This is a genomic window from Actinoplanes awajinensis subsp. mycoplanecinus, assembly GCF_001509495.1.
GTDB classification, from domain to species: domain Bacteria; phylum Actinomycetota; class Actinomycetes; order Mycobacteriales; family Micromonosporaceae; genus Actinoplanes; species Actinoplanes palleronii.
On record NZ_LLZH01000002.1, the window covers coordinates 118,576 to 131,520 of the forward strand.

The following is a 12,945-nucleotide window of genomic DNA, read 5'->3' on the forward strand; positions in this document are numbered from 1 at the left end:
GGTGTCTCGGCGGGGTTGAGGCAGCCCTGAGCGCCAGCCGGGGTCCTGGCTGGCAAGCGGCGCGGGGCCGGGTGGGGTGGGGCGGGGGCCGGGGGCTGGTGGGGGAGGGGCGGGGGGTGGGCGGATCTGTCTCCACCGGATTCGGCCCGGATGCGGCCTCGCGGTCGGGAGTGGGGGATGCGTCGCGGTGTGCGGTGGGGCTGTGCACAGGTCGTACCGAAAAAAATGAAGGGGCCGCGCGCCCGGAGACGGTCCGGGCGCGCGGCTTTCCTGCGGGAGTGGGTCAGTTGCGGGTGATGGTGAACGTGCTGGTCGGGTTCTCGATGTCCTTGAAGTTGTTGCTCATCTGCAGGTTGGTGAAGGTGGCCGAGCCGACCGCCGGGCCCTGGCCGGTCTCCGGGAGCGGGTTGGCCCAGATGCCGTAGCCGCTCTTGGCGTCGAAGGCGTCGCCGCTCTTCTGCGCGCCGGTGATGGTGACGTTGGTGAAGACCGAGTCGGTGATCGGGTTGACCGGGTTTCCGCCGATGTACTGGGTCTGGAACATGATGCCGGAGTAGGTCGGGTCGACGATGTCGACGTTGCTGACCCGGATGCCCTGGAAGACCTTCGAGGCGCTGAACATCCAGATCGCCGGGAAGACCTGCGCGCCCCAGAAGTGGCCGCCGGCCCGGACGATCGAGATGTTGTCGAAAACGGTCGGCGGGTTGGCGCCGAAGCCGTTCATCGGGTACCCGAAGTCCAGCGAGCTGATCGTGATGCCGGAGTAGACGAGCGTGTCGGCGATGTAGATGTTCTTGAAGGTGTTGGCGTACCCGCCGTAGACGGCGACGCCGGCGGCCCGCCAGGTGAGCGTGGTGGACAGGTTCGAGAACGTGTTGTTGATCTCGTCGGATCCGCCGGCGTCGATCGCCGAGAAGAGCGCGAACGCGTCGTCACCGGTGGACCGGGCGTCGTTGTTGTCGACCAGGTTGCCGGTGCTGCCGTTGGTCATGTTGACGCCGTCGGCGAACGTGTCCCGGATCCGCGAATTCTTGATCACCATGTTGTCGGTGTTCGCGCCCCAGTACAGGCAGACCACGTGCTCGGCCCAGATGTTGTCGATCGTCACGTTGGCGACGTTGGCGAAGTCGAACACCTTGCCCGGACCGTCGATCCGGATCGTGTAGTTGCCGAAGAACGCGAAGTTCGCGAACGTGGAGCCGTTGGCGGTGGCGTCGGCCCGGAAGCCGGCGTCCGTCTCGGTCTGCGTGTCCGGGGTGTGGAACCGGGTGTACCAGGGACCGGCCCCGACGACGCGCAGGGAGCGGCCGTAGACCTGGAACTTGTTCGCCGTCTGGTAGTCACCGGCCGGGAGGTAGACCCCCAGCTTGCTGGCGTCCTGCCGGGCGGCGTCCAGCGCGTTCTGCACCGACTGCTGATCGAAACCGGCCGGCACGACATAACGAGCAGCATCGGGGTTGGCCAGCGGGGCGACCTGCTCCAGGTTGATGAAGTCGATCGCGATCGAGCCGCTGTTGCCGGAGTCCTTCTGCAGCTTGATCGTGCTGCCGGCCGGGAACGAGCCGGTGAGCAGGATGTTCGCCTCGTCGTAGATGTGCCGCGGGCCGGTGCCGGAGTTCTGCGGCGCCGTCTCGTTGCCGTACAGCCAGGCGTACTTCGAGGTCAGCGGCAGGGACTTGTTCAGGGTGCCGTTGACGTACACGTTGATCGAGCTGGTGGTGCCGTCCGGGATGGAGAACCGGGCGACGACCGTGTTGGTCGGGTTGCGGGTGGTCCACTGGACGTACGAGCCGGTCTGGTTCAGCGTGACCGCCTTGCGGCCGGACGCCTCGCCGGCCAGGTCACCGACCGTGCGGTTGGGGCCGAGGACCGCCGCCCCGCCGCCGGTGGTGCCGTCCTCGGCCTCGTACATGTCGTACGGCATGTTGGCGCCGCGGCCGACGAAGAACGGCTTCTCACTGGTGTTGTTGTCCTGCTTGACCGGCAGCTCGTTGGCGTCGGTCGCGACCACGGTCCGCACCGTGTACTTGCCGTTGACCGCGGTCCAGGTGCCCAGCGTGATCGACGGCGAGGAGGCGCCGGCGGCCAGGGAACCGGTGTACGAGCCGGTGAACGTCTTGACCGTGGCCGAGCCGTTCAGCACGGTCACCGTCACGGCGTGCGCGCCGCCGGCGGTGGCCGCGGTGCCCTGGTTCTTCAGGGTGGCCGCGAACGTCACCGTGTTGCCGGCCGCGGGGTTGCCCGGTGACCAGGAGACCGCCGAGGCGACCAGGTCGGAGCTGCTGACCGGCGCGACGACCAGGTTCGCCGGGCTGGTGTAGGAGTTGTTGGCGTCGTTGGTCTCGATGACCGTGTTCGCCTCGTCGACCTTCGCGGAGAGCGTGTAGCTGCCCGCGTCCCGGGCCCCGATCGAGGCCGAGACGGTCGAGGCGGCGCCGGCCGCGAGGGCGCCGACGGTCGCGGTGCCGACCTTCGTCGTACCCAGGTAGAAGTTGACCGAACTGGCCGGTGAGGCGGCCGTGCCCGCGTTGCGGACCGTCGCCGACAGCGTCACCGCGTCGGTCTCGACCGGCGCGGCCGGCGCGAAGGACAGGCCGGTCACGGTCAGGTCCGGGTTCGCCGCCGGAGCGCCGATCACCTGGAACTCCGCCACCTGACCGCTGGGTGCGCCGGTGTTGGCGGTGAAGGAAAGACGGACGTCCGCCGTGGTCGCGGAGACCGGGATGGTCACCGTGTTCTGCGACGAGGGATTGAAGGTGTACGTCGCGGAGCCCACGATCGTGGTGTACGCGGTGGCCGACTGCTCCCGCCCGAGCACCGCGAACGTCTGCTGCCGGGTGCCCCAGTCGGTCGCCGGGTTGAGCTTGACGACCACCGAGGAGACCGTCGCGTTCGCGCCCAGCTTCACGGTCAGGTTCGCCGGGTAGGCCGAGCCCTCCCAGTAGGTGGCGGTGTCGTTGTCGTTCGCGTTGGTCGCGACGAACGTGAAGATCGACGACGAGGCCTCGATCGGCTTGCCGACCGCGAGGTTGGCACCGGTCTGCGGCGCCCCGGTACGGGTGACCGTGTTGCTGGCCGCCGACTCGTTGCCGGCCGCGTCCTTGGCCTTGACGTAGTACGCCACGGTCGCGGTGTCCGGCTGGCTGTCGGTGTACGTGGTCCCGGTGACGGTGGTGGTGAGCGTCCCGTTGGCGTACACGTTGTAGCCGGTCACGCCGACGTTGTCGGTCGACGCGCCCCAGCTGAGCCGGATCTGCCCGGCGGCCGGCGTGGTGTAGGACAGCGTTCCCGGTGTGGTCGGCGCCTGCGAGTCGCCGCTCGCGCCGGTGCGCGTCACCGTCGAGCTGTTCGCCGACACGTTGCCGGCCGCGTCCTTGGCCCGCACGTAGTACGCCACGGTCGCCGAGTCCGGCTGGCTGTCGGTGTACGTCAGCACGTTGCCGGCCACGCTGGTGCGCAGCTGGCCGTTCGCGTAGATGTCATAACCGGTCACGCCGACGTTGTCGGTGGACGCGTTCCAGCTCAGCCGGATCTGCCCGCTGGCCGGCTGGGTGTAGGCCAGGCCGCCGGGCGCGCTCGGTGCCTGGCTGTCGCCGCTGACCGGGCCGTACAGCTCCAGCTCGGACAGCTGACCGGCCGGCCAGGACGTGTTTCCGGTGAAGGTGAGACGGACGAACCGCGCGCTGGCCGCGGTGAAGTCGACGGTGACGGTGTTGCCGGAGGACGGGTTGAACGTGTACCCGGCGCTCGCCTTGAGGTCGCTGAACGAGGTGCCGTTCGTGCTGCCCTGGATGGCGAGGGTCTCGGTGCGGGTGCTCCACGCGGTGGCCGGCGGCAGCTTGAGGATCGCCTGGTTGACCTGCGTGGCGGTGCCGAGGTCGACCTGCAGCCACTGCGGGAACGCGTTGTTGTTGCTCTCCCAGTACGAGTTGGCGTTGCCGTCACCGGCGTTGCCGGCCGGGTAGACGTCGGTGTAGCTGCTGGCGCTGAAGGTCTTGCCGGCGGCCAGGTTGGGGCCCGCGGCGAGGGCTGCCGGGGCGTGTATCAGTGCGGCGACGACGCTGGCGGCTGCCGTGGCAGCGACCATGAGTCTGAATCGGGACATGTGGGAGCGCACCTTTCTTCCGTGAGAGGTGAGGTGTTCGGTGAAGACCGGCGGGCGACATCGGTGGGAGCCGCCCGCCGGGGTTCTCAGGAGGCGTAGACCTCGAACTCGGAGAGCTGACCCGCGGGCCAGCCGGTGTTGCCGGTGACGGTCAGGCGCAGGTAGCGCTGCGTCGTGGTGACCGGAACGGTGACCGTGTTGCCGCTCGCCGGGTTGAACACGTATCCGGCGCTGCTCTTCACCGTGCTGAACGTGGACCCGTCGGTGCTGCCGAGGACGGACAGCGTCTGGGTCCGGGTGGCCCAGGCGGTCGCCGGCGGCAGCTTGAGGACGACCCGCGCCACCGGCCGGTTCTGGCCCAGGTCGACGGTGATCGACTGGGGGAACGCGTTGTTGGTGCTCTCCCAGTAGGTGTTCGGGTTGCCGTCGGTGGCGTTGCCCGGGCCGTAGACGTCGGCCTGCCCGGTCGCGGTGGCCGGGCGGCCCGCCGCGAGGTTGCCACTGGGCGGAGTGGTGGAAGTGCTCGGCGACGGGGTCGGTGAAGAGGTCGGCGAGGACGTCGGCGGGGTGGTCGTCGTGTTTCCCCACTGCGGGGCGGGCCAGGGGCCGCAGTACGGGTTGGCCGACTGCCAGCCCGAGTTGCCGCCCCCGTCGGTGATCGCCAGCGCCGAGCCCACGCAGTTGTAGGTCGGCGGGTTCTGCGCGATCCCGCTCGCCTTGACGTTGGTGAACGTGGCGGACGCCGGCGCCTGCGCCTGCAGCGCGAACGTGCCCGCGCCGACGATGTTCACGTTCGTCAGGTTCAGCCCGCTGGTGGCGTTGCCGATCCACTGGATAGCGGCGTACGAGCTGTCCAGGATGTCGGTGTCGGTGACGTTGATGGTCGCCCCGGTGATCGCGCCCTGGTCCGGCCAGAACCACAGCGCGCCGATCCCGAAGTTCCAGTTGTAGTCGGCGTTGCCGGTGCGGATCAGGGTGTTGCGGGCCAGCGTCCAGGTGCCGGCCACCGCGGTCGGCCCGGTGACACCCGGGTACCGGTTCGCGACGTGCAGGCCACCACCGTTGGTGACGGTCTCGGCCATCACGTTGTCGCTGATGGTGATGTCCCGGCCGCCGTAGCTGACGATGTTGTTCGCCAGGATCGGTACGACAACGGTGTTGTGGGTGAAGGAGTTCGCCACGTTCGGCGTGTTCTCCGCCCACATGGCCAGGCCGTCGTCACCGGTGTTGCGGACGAACGTGTTGGTCACCGTGGAGTTGGTGACCCCGATGTGGAAGTTGACGCCGTCCGCGGTCTGGTCCAGGATCCGGCTGTTCCTGATGGTGAACTTGTCCATCGGACCGTCCATCCACGCGCCGACCTTGGTGTGCTGCATCCAGACGTTGTCGATCGTCGAGTTCGACATCGCCCCGCCGAACGCGTTCACCTGGTCCTCGTCGACCCGCTCCTGGATGTCGCCGACGATCGCGAGGTCCTTGACCACGACGTTCTGGCTCGGGCCGCCCTGGCCGACGTACTTGCCGTAGATGCCCGCCGCCTGGCTGCGCTGGGTGGGATGCCGGCCGCCGAGGACCGTGTACCAGGGACCGGCCCCGGCCAGGGTGACCCGGTCGACGATGACGTGGCTGTAGAGCGTGAAGTTGCCGGCCGGTACGTAGACCACCCGCCCGGACGAGGCGCCGGCGTTCACCGCGGCCTGGAACTTCGCGGTCGAGTCGGTGGCGCCGGTCGGGTCCGCGCCGTAGCCGGCGACCACGTCGATCGCGCCGGACGGCTTGGCGACCGCGGCCGGCACGTTCTCGAAGTCGGCGAGGTCGACCGTGAAGCTCGGCGACTGCGCGGTCGAGCTCACCTGGATCCGGATCTTGGTGCCGGCCGGGTAGGTGGTCCCGAACGTCGCCCGGGTCTCGTCGTAGAAGTGGTGCGGCCGCCCGTCACCGGGATTGTTGGTGAACGGGTAGTACCCGTAGAACCAGCTGTACTTCGAGGTCACCGGCACTGTCTTGATCAGGGTGGAGCCGGTGCGCAGGTCCAGCGACGCGTTCTTGCCGTCCGGGATGCTGTACCGGAAGGTGACCGCGTTGGCCGGCTTGGTGAGGGTGAACTCGACGTACTCACCCGCGGCGTCGAGGGTGACCGCCTCCCGGCCGGAGGCCTCGGAGGAGAGCGTGCCGTACGTGCGGTCGGTGCCGGTCGAGGTGCCGTTGGTGGCGGCCTTCTCGGCTTCGATCTCGGTGAACGGCACTGTCGCGCCGCGCCCGGCGACGTCGAAGGGGGACAGCCCGGCGGCGTGCGCCGCGGGCGGTTGCCAGATCACGGTGGTGACGGCTGCCGCGAGGACGACGGCGAGCGTGGCTAGTGGGGCGGTGCGGTTGGCCATGGGTACCTTCCTTGGTGTGGCCAGCCCCCGGTGTTTCCTTTCCTGCTCCTGTGCGCCCCCGGCGGTGGAACCGGGGACGCCACCGGTTGCCTAGAGGCGCAGCCAGATCGCGGTGTCCTGGGGGAGGAGGTCACCGTCGAGCGGGCCGCTGGCGAGCAGGATGGTCTGGTGCTCCGGCAGGGGAACGGGTGCGCCGGAGAGGTTGAGCACGCAGGCGAAGTCCGCGCCGCGGGTGTAGGCGAGCACCGTCGCGCCCCGGTCCAGCCAGGCGAACCCGGCGCCCTGCGAGTGGCGCAGGCGGATCGCGGCGCGGTACAGCTCGAGCATCGAGCTCGGGTCGCCGGTCTGCGCCTGGACCGTGCGGTCCTTCCACTCGGCCGGCTGGGGCAGCCAGGGCGTGGTGGTGCTGAACGCGTACGGCGGTTCGTCGCCGGACCAGGGCAGCGGCACCCGGCAGCCGTCCCGGGTGTGCCCGCGCCGGGCGTACATCGGGTCCTGGATCTGCTCCACCGGGATGGTCTCGTTCTCCCAGAGGCCCAGCTCCTCGCCCTGGTAGACGTAGGCGCCGCCGGGCAGTGACAGCGACAGCAGGGCGGCCGCCCGGGCCCGGCGGGTGCCCAGCTCCAGGTCGACCGGGGTGCCGTCGAGGTTGTTGTCGAAGCTGAACGTGGTGTCGGTCCGGCCGTACCGGGTGACGTGCCGGGTCACGTCGTGGTTGGACAGCACCCAGGTGGGCGGGGCGCCGACCTTGGCGTGCGCGTCCAGGGTCCGGTCGACGCAGTCGCGCATCAGGTACGGGTCCCAGGCACAGCCGAGGAAGTCGAAGTTGAACGCCGCGTGCAGCTCGTCGGGGCGCAGGTAGTTGGTGAAGCGGTCCACCTCCGGCATCCACACCTCGCCGATCAGTGCCCGGCCCGGGTACTCGTCGGCGACCCGGCGCCAGGCCCGGTAGACGTCGTGCACCGCGTCCAGGTCGTGGAACGGGTGCGGGGCTCCCTCGCGTACCTCGGGAAGGTCTTTGTCCTTGAAGAGCAGCGCGGCGGAGTCGATCCGGATCCCGTCCACCCCGCGGTCGAACCAGAACCGCAGGATCGCCTCGAACTCGGCCTGGACGTCCGGATGCTCCCAGTTCAGGTCGGGTTGCTCCGGGGTGAACAGGTGCAGGTACCAGGAGCCGTCCGGTGCCTTCGTCCAGGTGGTGCCGCCGAACTCGCCGGTCCAGTCGGTGGGCATCGTCGCGCCGCCGTCGCGTCCCGGCCGGAACCAGAAGTAGTCGCGCTCGGGCGCGTCCGGCGAGGCGAGCGCGGCCTTGAACCACGGGTGCTCGGAGGAGATGTGGTTCGGGACGATGTCGACGATCATGCGGATGCCGGCCGCGTGCGCCTCGGCGATCAGGGCCTCGGCGCCGGCCAGGTCACCGAAGACCGGGTCGATGTCGCGGAAGTCCGCCACGTCGTAACCGGCGTCCGCCATCGGCGACGGGTACCAGGGGCTCATCCAGATCGCGTCCACCCCGAGGTCACGCAGGTGGCTCAGGTGCGCCCGGATGCCGTCGATGTCGCCGACCCCGTCACCGTCGGCGTCGGCGAAACTGCGGGGGTACACCTGGTAGATGACCGCGTCGCGCCACCAAGCATCGTCAATTCCGGACACGAAGAACTCGCTTTCGTACGTTGGCCTTGAAGAGAGAGGTGTGACGCTCAGCCCTTGACGCTGCCCGCGGTCAGGCCGGACATGATGTTCCGCTGGAAGATCAGGAAGATGATCACGGTCGGGATCGCGGCGATCACCGAGGCGGCGACGATCTCGTTCATCGAGGTGCCCCGGGAGAACGCCTCGATGCCGACGCTGACCGTCCGGGTCTCCGCCGACGGCATGACCAGCTTCGGCCAGAGGAAGTCCTTCCAGACGTAGGTCACCGCGAAGATCGAGACCACGCCGAGGATCGGGCGCGACATCGGCAGGATGATCGACCAGAGGGTGCGCAGCGGGCCGGCGCCGTCCACCGAGGCGGCCGCCATCAGGTCCTCCGGGATCGAGTCGAAGAACCGCTTGAGCAGGAAGATGTTGAAGGCGTTGGCGACCAGGGGCAGCCAGATCGCGAACGGCGAGTCGAGCAGGTTGACGTGCACGATCGGCAGGTCGATCACGGTCACGTACTGCGGGACGATCAGCACCATCGCCGGGATCATCAGGGTCGCCAGCATCGCGCCGAGGATCACGTTGCCCAGCGCCGGGCGCAGCTTCGACAGCGCGTACGCCGCCGCAGTGTCCAGGATCAGCTGGAACAGCACCGCGCCGATCGCGTAGTAGAACGTGTTGAACAGCAGCTTCGCGAGGTTCAGGTCGTGCCACGCGTTGACGTAGTTGTCCGTCTCCGGGTGCTGCGGCCACAACGTCGGCGGGGTCTGCGCGATCTCGGTGCCGGACTTCAGGGCGCCGGTGACCATCCAGTAGAGCGGTCCGAGGAAGACCAGGGTGAACCCCAGGACGATCGTGGCGAGCAGCGTCCAGTAGACGATCCTGCCGCGTCCTCGCCGGAGCTGCGCCTGCGAGACGAGCGTGCGGGTTCCGGATTCCTGTGCCATCGTCCGTCCTAGTCCTGTTTGGTGGTCAGCCGCACGTAGACGGCGGAGAAGGCGGCCAGCACCACGAGCATGATCACCCCGAGCGCCGCGGCGCCGTTGAGGTCGTTCTGGAAGAAGCCGTGCTGGTAGATCAGGTACGCCACGGTGGTCGCGGAGTCCTCGGTGCCGGCGCCGTTGGCCAGGATCAGCGGCTCGATGAAGAGCTGCATGGTCGCGACGATCTGCATCATCGCCAGCAGGGCCAGGATCAGCCGGGTCTGCGGGATGGTGACGTTCCAGATCCGCCGCCAGAGTCCGGCGCCGTCGAGTTCGGCCGCCTCGTACAGCTCGCCCGGGATGTTCTGCAGCGAGGCCAGGTAGATCAGCACGGCGCCGCCCATGTTCATCCAGGTCGAGGCGATCACCATGGCCGGCATGGTGGCGTCGGCCGACTGCATCCACTGCGAGGTGGGCAGGTGCAGCGACTTGAGGATCGCGTTGAACAGGCCGGCGTCGCTGGGGTCGTACGCATAGAACTTGAACAGGAACAGCGCCGAGGCCGGCGGCAGCATCACCGGCAGGTAGACCAGGATCCGCAGGTAGCCCTTGGCGTGCCGCAGCTCGTTGAGCAGGATCGCCACGAAGAACGGGACCGCGTACCCCAGGATCAGCGCCAGGACGGTGAAGTAGAAGGTGTTCTTCCAGGCCGGCCAGAAGCTCGGGTCGGCGACGATCCGGGTGTAGTTGTCCCAGCCCACCCAGGTGGTCACCCCGCGCTTGGTGCGCTGGAAGCTCATCACGATGCCGCGGATCATCGGATACCAGGAGAAGAGGGCGAAGCAGAGGACCGCCCCGATCAGGAAGGCGTGCCCGGTGACGTTGTCGCGGATCTTGCGGTTGCGCCGGGCGTTGTTCCGGATCGCCGGCTCACTACGGCCCGGCTTCTCGGTGGTGCCCGGGGCGGTGATGATCGCCAACGGAAAACTCCTGCACTTGAAGAGAAGGGTGAGGGCCGGCGCACCGGCCCTCACCACTCGCCGAATCAGCTACCGGCGGCCAGCAGCTGGTTGACCTTGGTCTCCGCGGTCTTGAGCAGCTCGTCGATGTTCGCGTTCGGGTTGGTCAGCACCCCGGACATCGCCGAGTCGAGCACCGCGTAGATCGCCTGCGCGTTGGTCGGCTCACCCTTGATCGGGAGCTGCTGGTTCTCGAACAGCGCGTAGATCGCCGGGTCGACGTTGGCGTTCGCCTTGCGCAGCTCGACCTCGGCCTTCTGCGCCTCGGTGCCCGGTGCGAACAGCAGCGGCTGCGGCACACCGACCGGGTAGTTCTGCGGCTTGGCCCGCGGGTAGTCGAACTGGCCCTTGCCGACGGTCAGCTTCTCGTAGGCGACCCACTTGAGGCCGGCCTTGACCTGCTCCGGGGTGAGGCCCTTCTTGAAGAAGTAGCCCTCGCCGCCACCGAGGGTCGACTTCGCGAGACCGTCCTGGCCGGGGAGCGGGGCCACCGCCCAGTCCTCGTACTTGCCCTTGAACTGGCTGACGATCGCCTGGGTGGCGTCCGGCGCGCCGACGAACATGCCGACCTTGCCGGCCGCCGCGTTGGTCAGCAGGTCGCCCCACTGCAGCAGTTGGCGGGTGCCCATGCTGTTGTCGCCGTACCGCATGTCCTTGAGGTTCTGCAGGACCTGCTTGCCGAGCGCGTTGTTGAAGTCGGCCTTCTTGCCGTCCTCGCTGAGGATCTGACCGCCCTGCGAGTACAGCTCGGCGGTGAAGTGCCAGCCGCCGGTGTTGCCCGCGCTGTACTCCGCGTAGCCGGCGGTGCCCTTGTCGGCGTCGGCGATCTTCTTGGCCGCGGTGCGCACCTCGGCCCAGGTCTTCGGCGGGCTGGCCGGGTCGAGTCCGGCCTTCTGGAACAGCGTCTTGTTGTAGACCAGGCCCATCGAGTAGTTCTTCACCGGCAGGGCGTAGAGCTTGCCGCCGTCGGTGAAGACCTTGGTCAGCGCCGGGTCGATGCTGTCGAAGGTCGGGACGGTGTCCTTGTTCGCGTACTCGGTGATGTCCATCGCCTGGCCGGAGTCGAGCACCTGGGACAGGTCGGTCATGTAGCCGTAGAAGACGTCGGTCATCGTGCCGCCGGCCAGCCGGGCGGTGAAGTCCGGCGGGTTGTTGCACTGCTGGCCGACGCTGACGCTCTTGATGGTGATGTCGGGGTTGTCCTTCTGGAACGCGGCGACATCGGCGTTCCAGTTCGCCAGGAGGTCCTTCTCGGTACCGACCGGCTGGCAGTCGACCGTGATGGTGACCTTGCCGTTGGCGTCGGTCGCCGCGTCGTCGCTCTTCGTGGAGCACGCCGCGAGACTGAGTCCCAGGCCGGCCGCGAGCGCGTACGCCACGGCCTTCCGGTACTGCGGTGCGGACATCTGTCCATCCCTTCGGGAACGGGTATCTGGCTTAGCTACAGCTGCGATTTCATCGATGCACGTGTTCGCAGAGTCGACGCTCCGGCACTCGCCGTGGTCAGCTCTGTGAGTGGAGTCACCGTAGCGAGGCGTACTCATTTCCGCAAGGTTTCGATCGTGCGCTGAAAAGACGCGACATTGCGATGGCAGATGTTGACAGCGGTGTCGTTTGAGGTGATTTCCCGGCCTTCGCCCGGTCGGTGGGCATGAAAAAACGGCCGTCCACCGCAAGATGCGGTCGACGGCCGTCGGTTCTGCGGCGTCTATCGAGGGGCGGGAGCTGTCGATCCGCGGACCACGAGCTCCGGCTCGAAGAGCAGCTCGTCGCTCGGCACGTTGGTCTCCTCGATCTGGCTGACCAGCAGGTCCACCGCCGCCTGGCCCATCGTCTCGATCGGCTGGCGGACCGTGGTCAGCGGCGGATCGGTGCAGGTCATGAACGCCGAGTCGTCGAAGCCGACCACCGACACGTCGGCTGGCACCTGCCGGCCCAGCCGCCGGGCGGCCCGGATCGCGCCGAGCGCCAGCACGTCGCTGGCGCAGATGATGCCGGTGGCGCCGCGCTCGATCAGCTTGGCCGCGGCGACCCGGGCGCCCTCCATCGAGAAGCTGGAGCGCTCGACCCACTGGTGATCCGACGACACTCCGGTGTCCGGCCAGCCGGCCGCCTGGATCATCGCGGCCAGCTTGCGGCGCGACGGGATGTGGCCCTCCGGACCGAGCACCATGCCGATCCGCTCGTGGCCGAGGGAGCGCAGGTGTCCGTACGCCTGCTCGACCGCCACCGCGTCGTCGGTGGACACCCGGGGGAAGCCCAGCTCGTCGACACCCGCGTTGACCAGCACCACCGGCAGCCCGCGGTCGGTGAGCCGGCGGTAGTGCTCGTGCGAGGCGTCGGCCAGCGCATACGACCCGCCGGCGAAGATGACGCCGGAGACCTGGTGGTCGAGCAGCATCTCGACGTAGTCCGACTCGGGGACGCCGCCGATGGTCCGGGCGCACAGCGCCGGGGTGAAGCCGCGCTGGGCGAGCGAGGCGGTCACCACCTCGGCGAGCGCCGGGAAGATCGGGTTCTGCAGTTCGGGGAGCACCAGGCCGACCAGCCGGCCGCGCTCGCCACGGAGTTTGGTGGGGCGTTCGTAGCCCAGGACATCGAGGGCGGTGAGGACTGAGGCGCGGGTGGCCTCGGAGACGCCGTTGCGGCCGTTGAGCACCCGGCTGACGGTCGCCTCGCTGACCCCGGCCTTCTTCGCCACCTCGGCAAGACGTTTGGTCACGCCGGAATACTACGTCAGGATGTTGCAAAAACTGAACCGTCTTTTGCGGCCGATTTCGGAATTGATGACAGTGCTTTCCGATCGTTGCAGGCGCAGCTTTTAAGTTTCCAAGATGTTTCACGGGCGGTGAGCGTGTGCCGCGGGTCGCCCGGGA

General features: G+C 68.5%; 7 protein-coding genes. All 7 read right to left on the reverse strand.

Features of this window, described 5'->3' with window-relative positions; genetic code table 11:
* Nucleotides 1-283: 283 nt before the first annotated feature.
* The 7 genes from ADL15_RS01680 to ADL15_RS01710 all read right to left on the reverse strand — a co-directional run bounded on the left by ADL15_RS01680 (nt 284) and on the right by ADL15_RS01710 (nt 12,791).
* Nucleotides 284-4,105 carry a discoidin domain-containing protein gene (locus ADL15_RS01680; RefSeq protein WP_067684418.1) on the reverse strand — a complete coding sequence of 1,274 codons (3,822 nt, stop codon included), beginning with the start codon at nt 4,103-4,105 and terminating at the stop codon, nt 284-286.
* Nucleotides 4,106-4,191: 86 nt separating this feature from the next.
* Nucleotides 4,192-6,486 (reverse strand): discoidin domain-containing protein, encoded by a 2,295-nt coding sequence (locus ADL15_RS01685; RefSeq protein ID WP_067684420.1) that lies wholly within the window; start codon nt 6,484-6,486, stop codon nt 4,192-4,194.
* Between the two features lie 90 nt (nt 6,487-6,576).
* Nucleotides 6,577-8,139 (reverse strand): glycoside hydrolase family 13 protein, encoded by a 1,563-nt coding sequence (locus ADL15_RS01690; protein WP_083970814.1) that lies wholly within the window; start codon nt 8,137-8,139, stop codon nt 6,577-6,579.
* Between the two features lie 47 nt (nt 8,140-8,186).
* Complete coding sequence (locus ADL15_RS01695) at nt 8,187-9,074, reverse strand: carbohydrate ABC transporter permease (RefSeq protein WP_067684422.1); 888 nt, start codon at nt 9,072-9,074, stop codon at nt 8,187-8,189.
* A gap of 8 nt (nt 9,075-9,082) precedes the next feature.
* Nucleotides 9,083-10,030: a carbohydrate ABC transporter permease gene (locus tag ADL15_RS01700; protein ID WP_067684424.1), complete on the reverse strand. Its 948-nt coding sequence runs from the start codon at nt 10,028-10,030 to the stop codon at nt 9,083-9,085.
* A 65-nt stretch (nt 10,031-10,095) separates the two neighbouring features.
* On the reverse strand, nt 10,096-11,475 hold the full coding sequence (locus tag ADL15_RS01705) for an ABC transporter substrate-binding protein (protein ID WP_067684426.1): 1,380 nt from the start codon (nt 11,473-11,475) through the stop codon (nt 10,096-10,098).
* Nucleotides 11,476-11,777: 302 nt separating this feature from the next.
* Nucleotides 11,778-12,791 carry a LacI family DNA-binding transcriptional regulator gene (locus ADL15_RS01710; protein ID WP_067684428.1) on the reverse strand — a complete coding sequence of 338 codons (1,014 nt, stop codon included), beginning with the start codon at nt 12,789-12,791 and terminating at the stop codon, nt 11,778-11,780.
* Nucleotides 12,792-12,945 lie beyond the last annotated feature (154 nt).

Bases quoted from the DNA above. Each gene is read 5' to 3' on its own strand.
- ADL15_RS01685 (WP_067684420.1), bottom strand. From the start codon at position 6,486: ATGGCCAACCGCACCGCCCCACTAGCCACGCTCGCCGTCGTCCTCGCG.
- ADL15_RS01680 (WP_067684418.1), bottom strand. From the start codon at position 4,105: ATGTCCCGATTCAGACTCATGGTCGCTGCCACGGCAGCCGCCAGCGTC.
- ADL15_RS01695 (WP_067684422.1), bottom strand. From the start codon at position 9,074: ATGGCACAGGAATCCGGAACCCGCACGCTCGTCTCGCAGGCGCAGCTC.
- ADL15_RS01705 (WP_067684426.1), bottom strand. From the start codon at position 11,475: ATGTCCGCACCGCAGTACCGGAAGGCCGTGGCGTACGCGCTCGCGGCC.